We start from the raw sequence: 20,724 nt of genomic DNA on the forward strand, positions 1-20,724 counted from the left end.
CTCAAAGGCCGAGGAAACTGAAATAATTCCAGCCTGAATATATAATATATTGTTATATATCATATATATAGATCAATTTCCACAACCCGCCGCCATTCACCGGAGGGCCAGGAAAGCCATATGCATGCCCTTTGATACATCACGAATATATGATTGACCAGTCATTTTTTTTGGTTAGGGTTGGGCCGTAGAGACAAAGGCACGACACAAGCAGCCTTGCAAATGAACAGGGAGAGAGGCGAATGCCGACAGATATGACCCGTTTTCGTACCGCGCGGATGAACGTCCTGACCGCCAGCCTCATAGCCATAGCCGCGTCGGCGGCCGCGCCGGCTCAGGCACAAGAGCCGATGACGCAGGATGCCTCTGCCCCGGAAAATCAGGGCGGGCTGCGGGAAATCATCGTCACCGCCCGCAAACGACAGGAAAATGCCCAGAATATTCCAGTGGCCGTGACCGCCCTGTCGTCCGAAGACCTCGTCAACCGCAACATCCGATCCATTGAGCAGGTCGCGGCGTCCGTCCCGCAATTCACCGTCGCTCGTGGCAGTTCCGGCAGCGGTGCGAATCTCAGCCTGCGCGGCATCGGATCAAACTTCACGAGCATCGGCATAGAACAGTCGGTCTCGGTCAATGTTGATGGCGTCTATTATGGCCAAGGCAGAATCCTGAATGAAGGGCTGTTCGACATGGCGCAGGTCGAAATCCTGAAAGGACCGCAGGCGCTGTTCTTCGGAAAGAATTCGACCGCCGGCGCCCTGTCATTCACCACGGCCGATCCAGGGTCAAAGACCGAAATCATCGGCCGCGCAGGCTATGAATTCCGGACTCGCGAAAAATATCTGGAAGGCGTGGTGTCAGGTCCGTTGTCCGAGACGCTGGGCGCGCGCCTGGCGGTGCGCTGGAGCGACATGAGCCGTGGCTATATGCAAAACCAGGCGGCCGGTGGACCTTTCAAGGTCAACGATATCGCAAATGGCGGCGCGCAGACGGTCTACACTGTGCCTCGATCGACCCGATACGGTCCGATGGAGGAAAATCTCAACATTCGAGGGACGCTCAAATATCAGCCAACCGATCGGTTCACGATCACATTGAAAGGCGGCATGAGTGATCGCAACGCGACATCAGCCGGTTTCTTGAACGAATTATTTCGTTGTCCGGTCGGAGGCAGCTCACAACTGCAACCTGGGAACGAGTGCGATAAGGATTGGAAAGGATATTGGGACGACCTTCCTGGCGATCTGGTCAGCGCCAATCCGCTTCTCGGAAAGAAGAACGGTCAGCTTTACGACAACTACCGTTCCTACACCGCGACTGCCACCGTCAAATATGATACCGACATCGTTAATTTCAATTGGGTGAACGGGTATCAGAGTTTCAAGAACCAGTTCAGCCTCAAATCGGATGCGACAACCAATGCCAATCGTGGCACTTATGCGGGCACTGGAACGGAATATGAGGCTTATTCGACGGAATTCCGTGCGCAGACCGACCTCAAAATACCGGTAAACTTCCTCCTTGGTCTTTATTATCAAGCGTCGAAGCTGAAGTTCCAGCAGGACATCATTTTCCCCGGCACGGCGGCGGCAGGCCATGCGATCGACACCAGCGTCGTCGACCCGGCGCTGGTGCCGCTGACCGTCCGCAAGGTCGGGCAGACCGATGGCGCAACCTTCGCACTGTTCGGCCAGTTGCTGTGGGACATCGTGCCGACCCTCCAGATGACGGCCGGCGGCCGGTTGACGAGCGAAACGAAGGATTCGACGTTCCGGATGCCTTATGTAAACCGCAATTTGCGTGCGGTTTACCGGATGTACGACCCTGCCAATCCGCTTTCGCAATTCGTGCATCATCAAAAGTTCGACGATTTTTCGCCGGAAGTTACGCTGACCTGGAAGCCCACACCGCGCCTGACCGTTTATGGCGCTTACAAGACCGGGTACAAATCGGGCGGCTTTTCGATCAGCGGCCTCAATACCGTCACGACCACCATCGGCGACCTCGCCTTCGGTCCCGAAACCGTCGATGGATTCGAAGCCGGCATCCGCAGCAAGCTGTTCGATAACAGCGTGCGGCTGAACCTGACTGCATTCCGTTATGATTATAAGGATTTGCAGGTCGACTTCTTCAACTCCGCCATCACCACCTTCGTGACTTTCAACGCGGGAACCGCCCGCACCCAAGGTCTGGAGCTGGACGGGGAATGGGCGCCGCGATCCGTGCCTGGCCTGACGCTCCGGGGCGCGCTGGCCTATACCGATGCCAAATATACCGACTTTCCCGGCGCTCCCTGCTATGCGGGTCAGACACCCGCCATGGGTTGCCTGGCCCCCACGGCAGCCACTCCCTACATTCATCAGAATCTGGACGGCGTGCATACGCAGCTAGCGCCCAAATGGAGCGGAACTCTGGGCGTCGATTATGAAACCGATATCGGGTCGGCACTGAAAGGGGGTCTGCTGCTCAACCTTCGCTACAGCGACAGTTATCTGGTCAGCCCCTTCGGCAATCCGGTCGATGTGCAAAAATCTTTTGCAACGCTGGACGCCACCTTGCGGCTGGGGGCGCAGAATGATCGCTGGCAGGTCGCGCTGATCGGCAAGAACCTGACGAACCGCTATATCCTCAATGCTGCGCAGGACGCGCCAAGCACCGGTTCCGGCACGGGAACGGCAGCCGGGGTGCCAGCCGACCAATATGGTTTCCCAGCGCCGCCGCGCACCGTGGCGCTCCAACTCACTGTCCGTTACTGACGGGCATAAGGGGACGAATTTGATCCCCTCCTTCCTTGAACGCCATTCAAAAGGGGCGCCGCATGGACACGATGCGCATGACTCTGAAGGACTATCCTGACGCAGCCATCGACGCGAACACCTTTGCAGCGGTGTCGGAACCGCTGCGTCCGCTCGAGGAAGGAGAGGCGCTTTTCGAAAATATCTATGCCACGGTGGATCCGGCTCAAAGCCGACGGCTCAGGCGATATGAAAATTATGTCCCGTCTTTCCGGCCTGGCGATCTGATCGCGGGTCTTTCGCTCGGCCGGGTGATCCAGTCACGCTCGCCCCTATTTGTCGAGGGCGACTATTGGACACATTGGAGCGGTTGGGAAACGCACAGCATCGTTCGGGCGCCTGCAGAACAGGGGCCGTTGGCCCAGCGCGCCGATCCGGCTGTCGCGGCCCTGACGGACTATCTTGGTCCACTGGGCGGGAAGGGCATCACGGCGTGGATCGGCATGAAATTGCTGGGCGCCGTGAAACCGGGCGATACCGTGCTGATATCGGCGGCGGCGGGCGCAGTCGGCGGCATCGCCGGGCAGCTTGCCCGCGCCTATGGAGCGTCCCGGATCGTCGGCATCGCAGGCGGACCGGACAAGTGCCGGCATCTGATCGATACGCTCGGCTATGACGCCGCCATAGACCGGCACGCAGGCGATATCGATGTGGCGATCGACCGGAAACTGCCGGATGGAATCGACATGTATCTCGACAATGTCGGCGGGCCCCTTCAAGCTGTCGTCATGGAACGGATGCGCCGCTTCGGGCGCTTCGTGATCACCGGTACGGTGGCCGAATATGGCCTGGACGTGCCTCCACCCGGCCCGAATCTCTTCGTCACGGTGCGGCGCGGTTTCAGCATCCATGGCTATCTGGCGACGCAATATTATGATCGGTTCGCGGAATTCCGTGCCGAGATGCATGATTATCTGGCCAGCGGTCAAATCAAGGCCGGGGTCGACATAGTCGAAGGACTGGATCAGGCCGGGGAGGCGATGGCCGGTATGTTGGCAGGCGACAATATCGGTCAGCGGTTGATCCGGATCGCCACCGATCCGACGCTCTGAAATGCCGTCACAAAAATCCCGGCAACCGTGAAAGCAACCGGACATTCGGATCGGTCACGTCGATGATCGAGTCTGACACGGCAAAGGCATGATCGCGCTGTTCCGGCTGATAGCTGTAGCACACCGCTCCCATATCCGTTGCGGCAGCGACGGGCTGCGGCTTGAAAAGGCTCATCCCGTTGGCCAGCCAGAGCGATCTTCGCATGAGCCACAGCGTCATCGCCTCTTCATCCGAACATTCCGCCAGCCATTTGCGGAAGCCCTTGTAAAGATCACGGCCCGCATAGCCGGCTGGCGCAAGGATCATGCTGCCATCGACCTTAATGCTCGATATCTCCTGGCCATCGCGCATCAATGTACCGCGATTCTGCCCCGGCAAAATCCCATCCTTGCGCACGACCATGTCATATCGTCGGTCACTGGCCGAATGCGCGGCATGCACCATGGCAAGCGCTGCAAGCTCGAACAGATGGGTGCATTGAAGCTGCATCGGCAGCAAAGCCACAAGCATTTCGGGCCGCCCAATCAGCGCCTGCCCGGCCAACATCTTTAGCGGGCTTCCCGCATGGCCGCAGGTCGTCCAGGGAAAGCGGATTGTCGCGGCTGCGACATCTAGTACGCGACCGGCATCATGTTTCAACAGGACACCGAAATGGTGGAAATTATCCTCCAGCCATGCCGTCACAGTGCCCGCTTCCGGAGAGGCGAGCGCTATGGAACGACGAACGATAACATGGGCATCACGCATCTTCTGGATAAAAGCGTTCAGCCCAATGGCGCACAATAGTCATCGCCTTTTCCTCTTGGGGAGAAAGAGAGGCATTGGCAATATATTTCATATTCTCCCAGATGGGAATATCCCGCTCGATCTGAACGAACTGTTCCCTCACCCTGGCTGCAGCCATGCCTTCTGGCGGCTCAACGGGATTGAAATCATCCTCCCCCATTACCAGAACGGTTTGGAACATGTCGCAATGCTCGTCATCCACCGGGGTTTGCGCCTGGATGCTGACGGCTGAATCGGGCTGAGGGAAGAAGGTATACTGGAAACCCATACCCCAAAGCTCGGCCCCGACCTCCACCACGATGGGACCATCCGGGGTCAAGCGGGTCGATTTCTTGCCGAAGCCATAGGTGATGTTGTTCGCGATCTGCATCTTATACCCGTCAATCTCGATGCGGGTGGTCTCGATCGGTCCCTTGGCCTTGTGGATCCAGCGCAGATGTTCGACATCGACATTGTTTTCCGGAATATATTGGGGACGGGTTTTCACCTTGCGCCAACTTTTCGTGCAATGCGGATAGACGTTATAACGTTCGCCTTCCGCGACGCCCGGCAGGTCGACTGGACCTTCGAAAAGCGGAGGACGCCCCTGCGCATCATACCAGACCCAGACGATCTGGTTTGCAACCACGGTTTCCCAGGCTCCCATCCGGCAGCGATCCGTCGCCTTCTTTTCCAGCGGCACCAGCTCATTGCGGCCATCAGCGCCCCAGCGCCATCCATGATAGGGGCAAACAATGCTGTCGCCCACGACTGTCCCGCCGTGGCCCAGATGCGCGCCCATATGCCGGCAATGGGCATCGAGCACATGATATCCGTTACGGCCGCGATAAAGAACGAGATCACGGTTGAAATAATGCAACGGCCGGACATCGCCGACCGCAAGTTCGTCCGCCCAGGCGATCTGGAACCAGCCGCTGGGAAACCCCTTATGGGGAAAGGCATCTTCGGTCTCAGGAGATGACATGTTGACGGTTGCTCCGGTTATCTGGTGTACAGCGCGCCGCCGTCGACGCGAATAAGGGCTCCGGTAGTGAAACTCGATCCCGCGCTGGCGAGGTAGAATGCGGTGGTGAGCATTTCCTCCGGCTGCGCGAACCGGCCAAGCGGCACGCTGTTCAACGCCTGCGGGTCATCGGCCCAGTCACCCGCGACATCGGTCAGGAAACCGCCGGGGCAGATCACATTGACCCGCACCTTGGGCGCATATTCCCGCGCCAGCGCGATCGAGAGCGCGTTCACCGCCGCCTTGGCCCCGGCATAGGCGCCGAAATAGGGCGACGGCATCAACGAACCCAAAGAGGAGACGTTGATGATGGAACCGCCCTCCCCCGCCGCCATGCGCGATCCGATCAAAGTCGCAAGGCGATAGACGCCCTTGAAATTGACGTCCACGATCTTGTCGAACAGGGTCTCCGACACTTCGACCATCGACGGCGCGAGCGGCGACATGCCGGCATTGTTGATCAGAATATCGACCTTGCCGAACTCCGCATAGGCGGCGTCGGCCAGCCGTTCCAATTCGTCCCATTTGCCGACATGCACACCGACCGCCAGCGCGCGCACGCCCAGCTTGCGCACTTCGACGGCCACCTCTTCGCAGGCATCCTGCTTGCGGCTGGCGATGACCACATCCGCACCACGCCGGGCAAAGCCCAGCGCCATCTCGCGTCCCAGCCCGCGGCTTCCACCCGTGACCAGCAGCACCTTGCCCGAAAAATCGAAGGCGTCCCTCTCCATCGTCATACCCGCCTGTTCAATGTTTCCGGGGTCAATCCAAACTGTGCCAGCGCGGCGGCGCGGGCAGCAGGAAGATGCTGCGGCGGGAAAAATCCTTCATGCGGCGTCGCCCGCCTCAGGATACGCCGCGCGACCGACACCTTGTGAACCTCGGTCGGGCCGTCCGCCAAACCGAGCATCCCGGTCATGAACAACATATGAGCGAAAGGCATTTCGTTCGACACGCCCAGCGAACCATGCATATGCATGGCCCGCCAGATGATCTTTTCCGCGATATCGGCGCTCGCGACCTTGACCATGGAAATCGCCTCGCGCAATTCCCGTTCCCGGCCCTTCTGGTCGGCCAGCCAGGCGCAATGCAGCACCAGCAGGCGAAACTGCCGCAGGGCGATCTGCGATTCCGCAATGTCGAACTGGACCGACTGCTTTTCGCTGATCAGGACGCCGCTGGTCTTTCGGCTCACGGCCCGGTCCGCCATCATGTCGATCGCCTTCTGGCAAAGACCGATGGTGCGCATGGCATGGTGTATGCGCCCGCCGCCCAGACGGGACTGCGCGACCTCATAACCGCCACCGCGCGGCCCCAGCATGGCCGAGGCCGGAACGCGCAAATTGGTATAGCGCATATAGGGGTGGCCGCCGCGCTCCGGATAGGGTTCGGTGAACACGCCCGTCTCGCGCACGAACTCGACGCCCGGCGTGTCGGTGGGAACCAGGAACATGGACGCCCGGCGATAAGGTTCCGCATCCGGATCGGTCACGGCCATGATAATCAGGAAATCGGAATAGTTGGCATGGCTGGAAAACCATTTTTCGCCATTGATGACATAGTCATCGCCATCCCGATCGGCCCGGCAGGAAAAATAGATCGGGTCCGACCCGCCTTCGGGTTCCGTCATCGAAAAGGCGCTGTAGACTTCGCCGTCCAGCAAGGGTTGCAGATAGCGTTCCTTCTGCTCTGGCGTGCCGTAACGAGCCAGAATTTCCGAATTCCCGGAATCCGGCGCCTGGCATCCGAACACGACCGATCCCCAGTTGGTCCGGCCCAATATTTCCGCGATGTGCAGATATTTGACCTGCCCGAAGCCTGGACCACCCAGATCATGGTCGAGATGCGCCGCCCAAAGTCCTTTTTCCTTTACCTCCTTTTGAAGCGGCGCCAAAATCATGCGCGCTTCCACCAGTGACTTGTCATGCGGCGATGCGGGACTGGGCCACAACACATCCAGCTTTTCGACCTTTTCATCGACAAAGGCACGAACCCAATCGAGCTTTGCCTTGAAGTCATCATCCAGTTCGAAATCAATCATGGAAACCTCTTGTGCATGGAGCGCCTGAAAGGAGGCGTCTGGATGGGAAATCAACCAAGGCTCGACGTGGGGTCGGTGCCGATCTCGGCCTTGACGGCGGCCTTCAATATCTTGCCGTCGGGTGAAAGCGGCAGTGCGTCCCGGCTTTCGAACCGTTCAGGCAGCTTCTCCTTCGACAGTCCCTCGTGAAGCAGGAAAGCCGTCAATTCGTCGAAGGCCAGCATGTGCGAGGGCCGCAATTCCACGACCGCGCACGACCGTTCACCGTACAGCGCGTCGGGATAGCCCACCACCGCCACCTTGGCGACGGCGGGATGGCGGCAGATCAGTTCCTCGACCTCGGAAGGGTCGATCTTGTATCCGCCCCGGTTGATCATGTCCTTCTTGCGGCCGACGATCCTGACATAGCCCTGCTCGTCCATCTCCCCGATGTCGCCGGAAAGGAAGAAGCCGTCGGGCGTCATCAGGTCCGGCTTGCCCCGCGGCTCGGCCAGATAGCCCTGCAACAGCGAAGGTCCCTTCAGACCGATCTCCCCTTTGGCGCCAACCGGCAGAGGCTTGCGATCATCGTCGAAAACGGCCAGCGCGGCGCCCGGTCCAGCCCGGCCGTCCAGCATGTTGCGGACATCGACGCTGTCGTCAATTTCCGTGCTGGCATTGCTCATGCATTCCGCCATGGCGTACATGCGCAACACCTCTACGCCCAGTTCGCGGCGCGCCCGTTCGATCAGTTCGACGCTCATGAAACCGCCGCCCATGCTGATCGCGCGCATGGCGTCCAGCCTGCCCTCGCCCAGCGCCTCCGCCCTCGCGTCGAGCAACATCCGCAGCATCGTCGGCACCATGCACGACCAGACGCAGCCATGCTCCTGTGCGAGACGCAACACCTCCACCGGATCCCATTTGGTGGCGCGCACGATGGCCGCGCCAGTGACGAGCGGCATGTAGGTGAAGAAGGTGAAGCCCGGCGCGCCAGCCCCCGCGCCTGTCATCATCACGGCCTCGTCGGCCTGCACCCGGCCCAGGGCGCGCATCCGCTCTCCCGCCCAGGCTACGCCGCGCCAGCCGTGCATGACGCCCTTGGGCTGGCCGGTGGAGCCAGACGTCACGCCGATGAGCGCGCAATGATCGTCCGGCATCGGGACGATATCCGTTGCCGTGCGGTCATGACTGCGAATGGCATTGCTGCTGGCAACCGATGCGCCGGCGGGAAGCGTCAGCCCATCCGCCGGATTTGCCCCGACATGGCAAAAAAGCGCCGCTTCGGAACGGCCAAGCAGGAAGTTGATTTCACGCATGCCCAGCCGCTTGGGAACGGGGATCAGCGTGCCCCCCACCCGCGCTGTCGCCAGGGCGATTGCGACGTCTTCCGGCGATGTATCATATTGGACCACCACCCGGTTGCCCGGACGGACGCCCTTTTCCTGCAACATGCCAACGGCGCGTTCGGCCAGTTCGCCGATCTCCGCGCGACTATAGACCCGGTCCCCGACAATCAGGGCAGCCGCATCGGGCGCGCGCGATAAATGGATATCGAAAGCTTCGGCAAGATTGGTGGGTCGAACATCAGTCATCGTCATCTCTTTCAATAGGAGCAGGTGCCGCCGTCCACATTGAGGATCGCGCCGGTAATGCCGGCGCCCGCCTCCGAAGCGAGTAGACGCGCCATGGCGGCCACTTCCCCGACGCTGTTCAACCGGCCCGTCATCGCCGCGTCGGCGTAACGCTGCTTATAGGCTTCATAGCTGATTCCGGCTGCGGCGGCGGCCTTCCGGCCCGCATCCTGCATCAGATCGGTTTCCACCGCGCCCACGCAGATCGCGTTGCTGGTGATGCCCTGCCTGCCATATTCCAGCGCAACCGCCTTGGTGAAACCGTTGAGCGCATGCTTGGCGGTCACATAATGGCTGGCATTGGGGCGGTTCGCCTGTTTGCCCTGCACCGAACTGATGTTGATGATGCGCCCGAAGCCTTGTTCCAGCATCGCCGGAACCGCCCGCCGCACCGCCCAGAAGGCGGAACTGACGTTCCACTGAAAGGCCTGCGCCCATGCGTCGTCGGACAATTGATGCACGGGCGCGAAGCCACTCGATCCCCCGGCATTGTTGATCAGCACGTCGATACGGCCGTGACGTTCGATGACCGTGTCGACCATTGCTTCGGTCTGCCCCTGGTCGAGCGCATCACATGCGACGAAACTCACGCGGCCGGACGGGTCCATTTCGGCGGCAGCCTGCAATCCCTTGGCTTCCGACCGGCCGCTCACCACGACCAGAAATCCGTCCGCCAACAGGGCTTCGGCCATGCCGCGTCCCAGGCTGCTCGTCGCGGCCGTCACCAGGGCCACACGCTGTATTCCCGTCATCTCTCTTACATCCGTTCCAAAATCATTGTGCTGTGATGCGGCACGCCAAGGGCGGTCACCAGGCCGACGCGCGCATCGGGCACCTGTCCGGCCCCCCGCTCATGGCGCAACTGGCGAACCGCCTCGACCACATGTCCTCCGCCCAGCAGGAAGGAATGGGACAACAGGCCGCCATGGGTGTTGGTCGGCAGGCGATCAGCTAATCCCCGCCCCTTGCTCATCGCGAAAGCGGCGCCCTCACCCTTCTTCACGAAGCCCAGATCCTCATATTGAAGGATCGTGTTGATGCTGAAGCAGTCGTAAAGCTCGACGAAATCGACATCGTCCGGGGTCAGTCCGGCGACGGCGAAGGCGGCCGGTCCCGATATGGCGGCGGGCGTCGTCAGATAATCGCTATTTTGCGTGAACCAGGTGTCGCCCGGCACATTGGTCGATCCGACGCCGATACCGGCGACGCGCACCACCGGATGGGCGCAGTCGCGGGCACGCTCCGTCGTGGTCATGACGAAGGCGATGGCGCCGTCATTGACCAGGGCGCAGTCGGGTCCGCGCAAGGGCGTGGCAATGCTGGGCGAGGCCAGATAGCCCGCCAGATCAAGCGGCGCCGTCTTCATCGCGCCGGGGGTGCGCGCCGCATGTTCCCGCGCCTCCATGGCGACGGCGGCAAGCGCTTCGGCGGGAAGACCGAATTCATGGGCATAACGCTGCGCGATCCCGGCGAAATAGACCGGCTGGCCGAACCAACCGCTGGGCATTTCCAGATCGGCCTTCAACGGGTCGTCGGCATAGAGCGCACGCGGCCCCTGCGCCTGACGGCTCAGTTGATGGCCATACCAGCAAAGGACATGCGTCGCGCGCCCGGACGCCAGTGCCCACCCCGCCAGTTCAGCCGCAGCCACCAGCCCCGCCCCATAATGCAGCCCATAGGCAATAAAGGGCGATCGCGGCATGGGCACGCCCAATGCCGCGACGACGTCCTCGGCAGGCATGACGCCGGGCATCGTCGCCGATTCGGTCACAAAACCGTCGATCTGGTTCGCGCCGATGCCGGCGTCGGCCAGAGCGCGATGGATCGCGTCGGCGATCATCACGCTCATCGGGCGCGAATCCGCCCGGACGGGAACCGTTTCCCCCACACCGACGATTGCGACATCAACCATTCAGCACGCTCCCTGCTCGCCGGACATCTTCATCGTCACAATATGCGCCCGGCGAGCGTCGTCAGATTGGCGACGGCGTCCCGCCCTCGCATCCACGGACGCACCACCAGCCGGTCGACCCCCACCGCTTCATATTGCGCGATCAGCTCGTCCGAAGGATCGCCCATCACCGCACAGCTTATTTCAAAGGGAACGTCCACGCGCCCGGCTTCCTCGCGCATCCGCTTGATGATGCCGATCAGCGGCGCGATCTCTTCGGGACTGAGTTCGGACGCCAGCCAGCCATTGCCGCGGTGCGCGGCCCGGCGCAGCGCAGGTTTCGCATGACCGCCGAAGACAAAGGGCGGATGCGGGCGGGTATCAGGCTTGGGACTCATGCCGATTGCCGGAACCTTCAATGCCACGCCGTCATATTCGGTCACGTCATTGTTGAACAGGCTGACCATCACATCGAGCGTTTCGTCGAACCGCTTGCCGCGCGTTTCGAAATCCCGGCCGAGAATCTCGAATTCTTCCTTCAGCCATCCACCGCCCGCACCCAACATGAACCGACCCTTGGAAAACAGGTCGAGAGTCGTCACCGACCGGGCCAGGTGGAACGGATCGTGCAACGGCACGATCGACACCGAAACCGCCAGTTTTACCGATTTCGTGATCGCCGCGAGATAGGCCAGCACCGCATAAGGATCGTAAAAGGGCAGATTGGCATGGAACGCCTCATGCGAGTCATCATCTTCGCCTGCATAGGGAAAGCGGGAATCGCTTTTGACCGGAGTGACGACATGTTCGCCCAGCCAAAGCGAGTCGAACCCCAGTTCCTCCGCGCATAGCGCTACGTCGATGATCTGCTGCGGCCGCAGGGGGAAAAGCGAGACTCCGTATTTCAAGACATGCTCTCCAATGTAAAATAGGGAAAGGCGCTTTCTCCCGCGCCTGAAATGGAAAGGCGCACCCGCGCGCCGATGGAAACCGGACCGGCGGATTCATTGAACAGCGCTGCGATCCGGCAATCGGGTGCCTGATCGGTGACGATGAGACCTGTCATATAGGATTGGGTGATGCCTGGCAGCAGCGGCCTGTCCACCCGCGTGCAGGTAAAGACGGTGGCAAGCGGCCCGACTGCTTCCCAGACATAATGACCATCCGGACAGGCCGGGCCGCTTTCGACCGGATACCATTCCCACCGCCCGCAGACGGAACAACGCGGCAGACGCAGCTCTCCCACACCCAACCCTTCCCAATAAGGAGCGAGCCACGGCGCCTGGCGCGGCGCTTCGAACAGCGGGCCGGGCATCGTCATGCCACGCGCCCCAACAGCGCATCGGCGCGCGCGAAGAAGAATGGCATGGAAGAAGAGGCCCGTTCCCAAGCCTCATCGATCTTGCGCCCGGTGCGGTGAAGGCGGATCTTGTATCCCGCAATCGCCGCGATGCGATAGCAGGCCAGCGCACGGAACCAGGACAGATCGCCCATGGAGCGTCCGGCAACGGATTCATAGCGATTCGTGACGGCCTCCAGATCGACATTGCCCCGCATCTCGACCGGCGCCCACGCCTGATCGTCATTCATCATCAGGAACCATGCCAAATCATGTTCGATCGCCCCGAAATGCGCGATTTCCCAGTCCACGACTCCTCCGACCGCAGGACCATCCGCGTCCAATGAAAAGAGCAGGTTGTTCGTCTGGAAATCTCCATGGCACAGCCCCGGCGTCCACCTTTCAGGCATGCTTTCCAGGAGCGCGGAACCGAGCTTGCTCCCGGCCCGTGTCCACTCCGGGTCCGCCGCCCGCTCGAAGGCACGGGTCCATAGCGCGATTTCATCGGCCGGCGAGCGAAGACGATCCCAATCGGCAAGGCTGGACAAATCCAGCCGGTGGATTACCGCCAATTCCCCTGCCGCCGCCTCATGAGCCTTTTGCCGATCGGTCGGCGACATCCATGAAGAGCCATCCGGACCCATGATGAGCGGCCGCCCCGGCAGCCGGTCGACAATCAGATAAGCAGCTCCGAAAAGCGCGGGATCATCCGAAACATCGCGAACCGGGGCGACTTTCGTACCCGATTTCAGAAGCGCATCGAGCAGGGGCGCTTGCCTTATCAATTCCCCATTCGCCCGCTCGCCGCCGCCCGCCGCGGCAAGGCGAATGACCAGTTCCTCGCGAACGGCGCCAGCACAGTAGGCGAAACCCCAAGTCTCCCCGGAATGCCCGCCCAAATCACGCAGATCTTCGACTTGGGCAAGGGCGCCGCCACGGCGTTGCGCCCATTGCCGCAGTCCATCCGCCACCTTGCCGGCCGCCTCTCCCATCAACCCCACTCTCAATCACATAATGATTTATGGATCATTTTATAGCGCAGCAAACGCGCCCTGTCGATCCGAAATTTATTGCAGGAAATATCGATTATACCCTTTAAAAAGCCATCCGAGAATATTTAATTTATGACTATATAATCATATTTTATCCGTTCAGCAATTGCCGACGGCCATCGGAACCGCACCATATGCGCAAGGCTGCTACCGGCCAAATCATATGCAAGTTATAAACCTCTGCATCACCATTGATCATAGCATGGGCGGCTTGGAACATCTCAATCTGTTGAGAATGTTCGACATCATTTATTCGGAACGCAGTCTGACCCATGCGGGACTCGCGCTCAACATCAGCGAGTCTGTGGTCGACAACGCACTTCATCGGCTCCGGACAAACCTAGACATCTCCTTGTTCGTTCACAAACGGCGTGGCGGCATGATGCCGACATCTTGCGCGGATGGCACCGCGCTATCGGCGCAACAGCGCTACCGACGCAGGTCGATCGCAGAGGCGAAATGGATCGCGACGGCCGCCGGTTGGAAGTGACTCAGATCGCGCTTGCAGAAGATCACGGACCGCATGAAGCGCGCCTGTAGCGGGATCTCCTTTCTGCCATTGCCAAGCCGCCCATCTTCAATATATGACTTATCGATCATTTTTTTGAGAGGCGCGATTGATGATGCGGCGTTCAAGAGAGATAAGGCTCGCCGCCCGTCCGATGGGCCTGCCGGACAGACAGGCATTCGCCACCGCCTGTGTCGACCTGCCGTGCCCAGCGCCCGGAGAAGTCCAGATTCGCAATCGCTGGCTGTCGATCGATCCGGCTATCAGAGGACGCATGTTCGCCGCAAAAAGCTATATTCCTCCCTTCGAAGTCGGGGATGTCATCACTGGCCCGGCGATCGGCGAAATCGTCGAATCGAATGATCCATCGTTCATTATCGGTGACATGGTCCTGAGCGACGCGGGCTGGCGCGAATATGCCAATCTACCCGCATCCGACGTGGAAATGCTCCCTTCGATGGACCTGCCGCCCCAGGCATTTCTGGGTATCGCCGGGATCACGGGCCTGACCTCCTATGCCGGACTGATGCGCGTGGCGGAATTGAAACATGGCGATGTCGTCTTCGTTTCGGCAGCGTCGGGCGCGGTCGGCTCGACCGCCTGCCTGATAGCCAAAATGCTGGGTCACAAGGTGATCGCGTCGGCGGGTGGCCCGGAAAAGACAGCGTTTCTGCGCGATGAACTGGGCGTCGATGTCGCCATCGACTATCATGCGGAATCCAATATGCGTAAGGCGCTGGCGATCGCCGCGCCCGAAGGCATCGACGTCTATTTCGACAATGTCGGCGGTCCCTTTCTGGAAGCGGCGATCGGCTGCGCCAATGACCATGCGCGCTTTGCAATCTGCGGCATGATCGCGGGCTATAATCTGACCGAGCCCATGGCGGCCCCGCGCAACATGACGTTGATTCCGGTAAAGCGAATCGGAATGAAGGGCTTCATCCTGTTCGATCACCTCGATCTCATGCCCGCCTATCGCGAAAAACTGGCGGAATGGCATGGCGAAGGCCGGCTGACCTGGCGCGAGACCGTCATTGAGGGGCTGGACAATGCCCCCCAAGCCTTTGTGGACCTGTTTTCCGGCGGCAATATCGGCAAAATGCTGGTGCACCTGCCATGACCAGAACGGCTCCGCGCGACCCGGACAATCAGAGACAGGATATATGATGAACGGCCGTCCTCAGGAAAACGGACAATTCCGCCCGGAACCGCATTTCGGCGACCGCATCATCCCGTGCCTGATTCCAAGACCACATTCCATGTCCGCCATGCTGGCCCGCACCGTTGCTGCCTATCCTGATCGCGAAGCCCTCATATGTGGCGATTTCCGGTGCAGTTGGCGAGAATTGAGCGATCTGGCCGACGCCTTCGCATCGGGGCTGGTGGCGCATGGTATCGGCGCGGGAGACCGTCTGATCCTGTTCCTGGACAATCGGGCCGAATTCGTCATTGCCCTGTTCGCAATCACCCGCATAGGCGCCGTCGCCGTCCCGGTCGGCGTTCGTGAACAGGCGCCCGGTCTCGCCTACATCGCTGAACAGAGCGGTGCCTGCGCCATCCTGCACGAGGCGACACTGGCCGACCGCATTCCAGCGTTGCCGCTGACGGTTCCGATAGGCGACAGCGACGTGCGCGCCTTCGTTCATGGCTTCGCAAAGCCGTCGCCACTGCCGACGGACGAGCCTGACGAAGAAAGCCCGGCGCTCATCATGTATACGTCAGGTACGACGGGCAGGCCGAAGGGTGCCATAGTGACCCATCTTGCGCTGGTGCATGTCGGTGCAGCCTACACATATTGCATGGCACTGGATGCCAACGACCGTTCGGCGTGCGTGGTGCCGCTGTCTCACATCACCGGCATTTCGGCCACCTTGTGCAGCATGGCATTTTGCGGCGGCTGCATGATCGTCGTTCCCCAGTTCAAAGCGGAAGCGTTCATCGCCCTGGCCGTCGAGGAGCGAATGACCCACACGCTGATGGTGCCGGCGATGTACAATCTGCTGCTGGCGCGCACCGACTTGACCGCTCACGACCTTTCGGCCTGGCGGATCGGGGGATTTGGGGGCGCGCCCATGCCTGTACCCACCATTGAAGGCATTTCCTCGCGCCTTGGCGCGTTGAGGCTCATGAACTGCTATGGCGCCACCGAAACCTGCGGGGGCGTGACCGTCATGCCATCCGAAGAGTTGCTGGCAAATAGCGATTCCGTGGGCAGACCCGTGCGGGGGGCTAACGTCCGCATCGTCGGGCCAGACGGCGTGGATCTGCCAGTTGGCGCAGTGGGCGAATTGTGGATCAGCGGTCCGCAAGTCACGCCCGGTTACTGGCGCAATCCCGAAGCGACGAAGGCTAATTTGACTGACGGCTACTGGCGGTCAGGCGACCTTGGCAGCATCGACGAACGAGGCTTCGTAAGAGTGCTCGACCGGCTCAAGGACATGATCAACCGCGGCGGATACAAGATTTTCACTGCGGAAGTGGAGAGCATATTGATGGCCCATCCCGCCGTGCTGGAAGCAGCCGTGGTCGCCAAACCCTGCCCCATATTGGGTGAGCGGGTCCATGCCTTCATCAGCTTGCGCGAGGGCGCTGCTACCGGCGCGGAAGAATTGGGCGAATACTGCTCCACCCGCATGACGGACTATAAGCAGCCGGAAAGCTTTACCATCAGCCGCGACCCGCTGCCCCGCAACCTGAACGGCAAGATCGTCAAAACGGACCTGCGCGCACGGTTGAACCAGATGACCGGCGATACGGCGTAACCCAAGGTCTTTCTCCTCACATTCCTTTCCAAAATCGGAGCAACTCATGGATATTAGCGGCATCTCCGCAATCGTCACCGGCGGCGCATCAGGCTTGGGAGAGGCTGTCGCGCGCAGGCTAGCATCCGAAGGCGCTAAAGTCGCGCTATTCGACCTCAACGCCGACAAGGGCGAAGCGCTGGCCGCGGAGATTGGCGGGCTTTTCTGCCAGGTCGACGTCACCAGTGACGCCTCGGCCGATGCGGGTTTCGCCAAGGCCCGGGCCGCGCACGGGCAGGAGCGTGTTCTGGTCAACTGCGCCGGGACCGGCAATGCCTACAAGACCGCAAGCCGCGACAAGAATAGCGGCACACCCAAGCATTTCCCGCTCGATGCCTTCGAAAAGATCATCCAGATCAACCTGATCGGGACATTCCGTTGCACCGCAAAGAGCGCTGCAGGCATGCTGACGCTGAACCCGCTGGCCGATGGGGAGCGCGGGGCGATCGTCAATACCGCGAGCGCCGCCGCCGAAGACGGCCAGATGGGGCAGGCCGCCTATTCCGCGTCCAAGGCCGGTATTGTCGGAATGACCCTGCCCATCGCCCGCGACCTGTCGAACGAAGGCATCCGCATCAACAGCATTCTCCCCGGCATTTTCGACACGCCCTTGATGATGGGAGCCCCGGACAATGTGAAGGCCGCGCTCAGCGCCAATGTACCCTTCCCCAAACGCTTCGGCATGCCATCGGAATTTGCCAGCCTGGTTCTGGAAATGTGCCGCAACGGCTATTTCAACGGCGAAGACGTGCGGCTGGACGGTGGCATCCGCATGGGTCTGCGCTGACGACAGGGACCGATCATCATGAACCAACCCGTCAGTATCAGTGTCGAAGGCGATGTCGGGGTCGTCAGCGTCGATTCTCCCCCCGTCAATGCGCTTGGCGCAGCCGTACGCGCAGGCTTGGCCCAAGCGTTCGATGCATTGCTGACCGATGGCAATGTCAGGGCCATCGTGCTGATCTGCGACGGACGGACCTTTTTCGCTGGTGCCGACATCAGCGAATTCGGCAAACCGCCGCAGTCCCCGACATTGCATGAGGTCATGCGCCTTATCGAAAATGCGGCGAAACCCGTTGTCGCAGCGATCCACGGCAGTGCGCTGGGTGGTGGTCTGGAAACCGCGCTGGTCTGTCATTACCGGATCGCGGTGCCCTCCGCTCGGCTCGGCCTGCCCGAAGTCCATCTCGGCCTGTTGCCCGGCGGCGGAGGCACACAGCGCCTGCCTCGCGTCATTGGCGTGGAAGCCGCACTTGATCTCATGGTATCGGGACGCAGCATCGCTGCCCAGGAAGCGCGCGAACTGGGCCTTCTGGACCAGCTGGCCAGCGAAAACCGATTGCGGGAAGACGCCGTCGCATTCGCACGCGGCGTCGCGGCTGCGGGGAAGCCCTTGACCCGGATCAGGGACCGCGATGGGCCTATCACGCAGGCACGTGCCCGCCCCGGACTGTTCGACGATTTCCGTCGTCGCCATGCCGCGGTGATGCGCGGGTTCAGGGCGCCGGATCATATAGTGCGGGCCGTAGAAGCCGCGATCACCCTTCCGTTTGAAGAGGGCATGGCGCGCGAATGGGAACTGTTCCGGCAATTGGAAGACAGCAGCGAAAGCGCCGCGCAGCGATACCTCTTCTTCAGCGAGCGGGAAGCCGCGAGGCTTCCGGGCATCAGTGCTGATACACCTGTGATTCCGCTGCGTGTCGCGACGATCGTCGGCAAAGGCGAGTGCACGCCATGGGCCGACCTCCTGCATCGCGCGGGGCTGAAGGCGACATGCTTCGAAAGCTGGGCCGCCGTGTTGGCGAACGGGCAAGATAGTCTGGCGGCGAGCGATATCATTGTCGAGTGCCGCTCACTTCCCGAACCGCTGACGGACGCTATCCTGCAAAGACTCGACGCGGTCCGCTCGCCTCAATCGCTGCTGGTGCCCGCCGATATCGGTGCGCTGGACGAGATGGCGAGTGCCTATCCCGCAACATTGACACAATTGTCCCTGCCCGCCGCCCCTTTGTCGCGCCTGATGGAAATCTCGCCGGGGACGAACGCATCACCCACAACCCTTGCCTCGATCCTTGGCCTCGCCCGAAAGGCCGGGCGAGTGGCTGTCATCTGCCGCTCCGGGCATGGTCTGGTCTCGGACAGACTTATCCGGGCGCAGGAACAGGCGATAACCATGCTCCGCGTCGACGGCGCACCGGAGGCTGCACTGGTCGAGGCGTTGGACCTGTTCGGATTCGTCCGGGCCGAAGAAGCCGTTCCGACAGGTTGTTCGATGGAGGAACTGGAAACGCTGATCGCGCCAATGATGGCCATGATGGCGAACGAAGGCGCGCGGATGCTGGACGAATCCGTCGTCCTGCGAGCGTCGGATATCGACATGGTCGCGGTCCTGGCAATCGGATGGCCCGCCTATCGTGGCGGCCCGATGTTCTGGGCCGACAGGACCGGCCTTTCCGCCGTGGTGGAAAAACTGCACCAAATGGAGCAGCGCCATGGCCCCGCCTTCGCGCCTGCCACCGGACTGACGCGTCTGGCGGAAAGCGGTGGGCGCTTCGCACATAACTGAAAAGGAATAGTCATGGCTGATGCCTATATTATCGATGCCGTCCGGACCGCGCGGGGGATCGGCAAAGTCGGCAAGGGCGCTTTGGCCCATATGCATCCCCAGCATCTCGCCGCCACCGTGCTCGCCGCTCTAGCGGAACGGAACCGGATCGATACGGCCGATGTCGACGACATCATCTGGTCCACCAGTATGCAAAAGGCAGAGCAGGGAGGCGATCTTGCGCGCATGGCCGCGCTGGACGCCGGCTATGATGTGAAAGCCAGCGGCACGACGCTGGATCGTTTCTGTGGCGGCGGCATCACCGCCATCAGCTTCGCAGCGGCGCAAATCATGTCGGGGATGGAAGATCTGGTGATCGCGGGCGGCACCGAAATGATGTCCCTGACGGCGAAAATTACGCAGGCGGAAATTGCTGCGGGCATGATGCCGCTTATCATGGGATCGGGCAATCGCCGTTTGCAGGATCTGCACCCGCAGTCGCATCAGGGCGTATGCGCCGACGCGATCGCAACGCTCGAAGGCATCGGGCGGAAAGAACTGGACGCGCTAGCCCTGGAAAGCCAACGTCGCGCTGCCGCCGCGATCGAGGAAGGCCGGTTCGACCGCAGCATCGTTCCTGTCCGTGACGAGAGCGGCGCTGTCATACTCGACCGGGACGAATTTCCGCGGCCCGGCACCACCGCCGAAGGACTGGCCGAACTGCGCCCAAGCTTCGCGGCCGTCGCAGATATGCCCGCAGATCTCGACGGCAATACGGCACGCGCGCTCATAAACCGCAAATTTCCCGGCCTAACCATCGAGCACGTCCATCATGCCGGCAATTCTTCCGGCGTGGTCGACGGCGCCGCCGGGCTGCTTCTCGCCTCGCCGGCCTATGCGGAACGCCATGGACTAAAGCCACGGGCGCGGATCGTGGCGACGGCCAATATGGGCGGCGATCCTACCTTGATGCTCAATGCACCCGTTCCCGCCGCTCGAAAGGCCTTGGAAAAGGCGGGGCTTTCGGTTGAGGATATCGATCTGTGGGAAATCAATGAGGCCTTCGCAGTCGTAGCGGAAAAGTTCATCAGGGATCTCGGCCTCAACCGTGCCAAGGTCAATGTAAATGGTGGATCGATAGCATTGGGGCATCCGATCGGGGCGACAGGCGCCATACTTGTGGGGACTCTTCTGGATGAACTGGAGCGCCGGGATCTCAGATATGGACTGGCGACGATGTGCGCTGCCGGCGGGATGGCTCCAGCCATGATTATAGAACGCGTCTGAAAAACTT

The 20,724-nt window shown here is 61.0% G+C and carries 18 protein-coding genes; 8 read left to right on the forward strand and 10 right to left on the reverse strand.

Features of this window, described 5'->3' with window-relative positions:
* Positions 1-242 precede the first annotated feature (242 nt).
* Positions 243-2,756, forward strand: a complete 2,514-nt coding sequence (locus VVT58_RS17175; protein ID WP_327754894.1) for a TonB-dependent receptor — start codon at positions 243-245, stop codon at positions 2,754-2,756.
* Positions 2,757-2,818: 62 nt separating this feature from the next.
* Positions 2,819-3,847: an NADP-dependent oxidoreductase gene (locus VVT58_RS17180; RefSeq protein ID WP_327754893.1), complete on the forward strand. Its 1,029-nt coding sequence runs from the start codon at positions 2,819-2,821 to the stop codon at positions 3,845-3,847.
* Positions 3,848-3,854: 7 nt separating this feature from the next.
* On the opposite strand, the gene VVT58_RS17185 is transcribed toward VVT58_RS17180, so the two are convergent.
* Genes VVT58_RS17185 through VVT58_RS17230 form a run of 10 tightly spaced genes read right to left on the reverse strand, consistent with a single transcriptional unit; the run spans position 3,855 to position 13,516 of the window.
* Positions 3,855-4,595: a hypothetical protein gene (locus VVT58_RS17185; RefSeq protein WP_327754892.1), complete on the reverse strand. Its 741-nt coding sequence runs from the start codon at positions 4,593-4,595 to the stop codon at positions 3,855-3,857.
* Positions 4,588-5,598 (reverse strand): Rieske 2Fe-2S domain-containing protein, encoded by a 1,011-nt coding sequence (locus VVT58_RS17190; RefSeq protein WP_327754890.1) that lies wholly within the window; start codon positions 5,596-5,598, stop codon positions 4,588-4,590. The genes VVT58_RS17185 and VVT58_RS17190 overlap by 8 nt, the downstream gene beginning before the upstream one ends.
* 17 nt (positions 5,599-5,615) lie before the next feature.
* Entirely contained in the window at positions 5,616-6,371 is a 756-nt protein-coding gene (locus tag VVT58_RS17195; RefSeq protein WP_352000137.1) for an SDR family oxidoreductase, read from the reverse strand.
* Between the two features lie 2 nt (positions 6,372-6,373).
* The gene (locus VVT58_RS17200; protein WP_169576197.1) at positions 6,374-7,681 is read right to left on the reverse strand and encodes an acyl-CoA dehydrogenase family protein; all 1,308 of its coding nucleotides are present in this window, start codon (positions 7,679-7,681) and stop codon (positions 6,374-6,376) included.
* A gap of 50 nt (positions 7,682-7,731) precedes the next feature.
* Positions 7,732-9,255 (reverse strand): class I adenylate-forming enzyme family protein, encoded by a 1,524-nt coding sequence (locus VVT58_RS17205; RefSeq protein ID WP_327754887.1) that lies wholly within the window; start codon positions 9,253-9,255, stop codon positions 7,732-7,734.
* Positions 9,256-9,266: 11 nt separating this feature from the next.
* Entirely contained in the window at positions 9,267-10,046 is a 780-nt protein-coding gene (locus VVT58_RS17210) for an SDR family NAD(P)-dependent oxidoreductase (protein WP_087573591.1), read from the reverse strand.
* A gap of 5 nt (positions 10,047-10,051) precedes the next feature.
* Positions 10,052-11,206: a thiolase family protein gene (locus VVT58_RS17215; protein ID WP_327754886.1), complete on the reverse strand. Its 1,155-nt coding sequence runs from the start codon at positions 11,204-11,206 to the stop codon at positions 10,052-10,054.
* Positions 11,207-11,241: 35 nt separating this feature from the next.
* The gene (locus VVT58_RS17220) at positions 11,242-12,093 is read right to left on the reverse strand and encodes a TIGR03619 family F420-dependent LLM class oxidoreductase (RefSeq protein WP_327754885.1); all 852 of its coding nucleotides are present in this window, start codon (positions 12,091-12,093) and stop codon (positions 11,242-11,244) included.
* Positions 12,090-12,506, reverse strand: a complete 417-nt coding sequence (locus VVT58_RS17225; protein WP_327754884.1) for a hypothetical protein — start codon at positions 12,504-12,506, stop codon at positions 12,090-12,092. The genes VVT58_RS17220 and VVT58_RS17225 overlap by 4 nt, the downstream gene beginning before the upstream one ends.
* A complete protein-coding gene (locus tag VVT58_RS17230) occupies positions 12,503-13,516 on the reverse strand; it encodes a phosphotransferase family protein (protein WP_327754882.1) in 1,014 nt (337 codons plus the stop codon). Before VVT58_RS17230 ends, VVT58_RS17225 begins: the two co-directional genes overlap by 4 nt.
* A gap of 262 nt (positions 13,517-13,778) precedes the next feature.
* Here VVT58_RS17230 and VVT58_RS17235 point away from each other — a divergent pair, with 262 nt between their 5' ends.
* The 6 genes from VVT58_RS17235 to VVT58_RS17260 all read left to right on the forward strand — a co-directional run bounded on the left by VVT58_RS17235 (position 13,779) and on the right by VVT58_RS17260 (position 20,717).
* The gene (locus VVT58_RS17235) at positions 13,779-14,066 is read left to right on the forward strand and encodes a LysR family transcriptional regulator (protein WP_327754881.1); all 288 of its coding nucleotides are present in this window, start codon (positions 13,779-13,781) and stop codon (positions 14,064-14,066) included.
* Positions 14,067-14,196: 130 nt separating this feature from the next.
* Positions 14,197-15,204, forward strand: a complete 1,008-nt coding sequence (locus VVT58_RS17240) for an NADP-dependent oxidoreductase (RefSeq protein ID WP_217895212.1) — start codon at positions 14,197-14,199, stop codon at positions 15,202-15,204.
* Between the two features lie 139 nt (positions 15,205-15,343).
* The gene (locus VVT58_RS17245) at positions 15,344-16,846 is read left to right on the forward strand and encodes an AMP-binding protein (protein ID WP_327754880.1); all 1,503 of its coding nucleotides are present in this window, start codon (positions 15,344-15,346) and stop codon (positions 16,844-16,846) included.
* Positions 16,847-16,892: 46 nt separating this feature from the next.
* The gene (locus VVT58_RS17250; RefSeq protein ID WP_327754879.1) at positions 16,893-17,672 is read left to right on the forward strand and encodes an SDR family NAD(P)-dependent oxidoreductase; all 780 of its coding nucleotides are present in this window, start codon (positions 16,893-16,895) and stop codon (positions 17,670-17,672) included.
* A gap of 18 nt (positions 17,673-17,690) precedes the next feature.
* Positions 17,691-19,451 (forward strand): enoyl-CoA hydratase-related protein, encoded by a 1,761-nt coding sequence (locus VVT58_RS17255; protein WP_327754878.1) that lies wholly within the window; start codon positions 17,691-17,693, stop codon positions 19,449-19,451.
* 12 nt (positions 19,452-19,463) lie between these two features.
* The gene (locus VVT58_RS17260; protein ID WP_327754877.1) at positions 19,464-20,717 is read left to right on the forward strand and encodes an acetyl-CoA C-acetyltransferase; all 1,254 of its coding nucleotides are present in this window, start codon (positions 19,464-19,466) and stop codon (positions 20,715-20,717) included.
* Positions 20,718-20,724 lie beyond the last annotated feature (7 nt).

Source organism: Sphingobium sp. SJ10-10 (assembly GCF_036038995.2).
Taxonomy (GTDB): domain Bacteria; phylum Pseudomonadota; class Alphaproteobacteria; order Sphingomonadales; family Sphingomonadaceae; genus Sphingobium.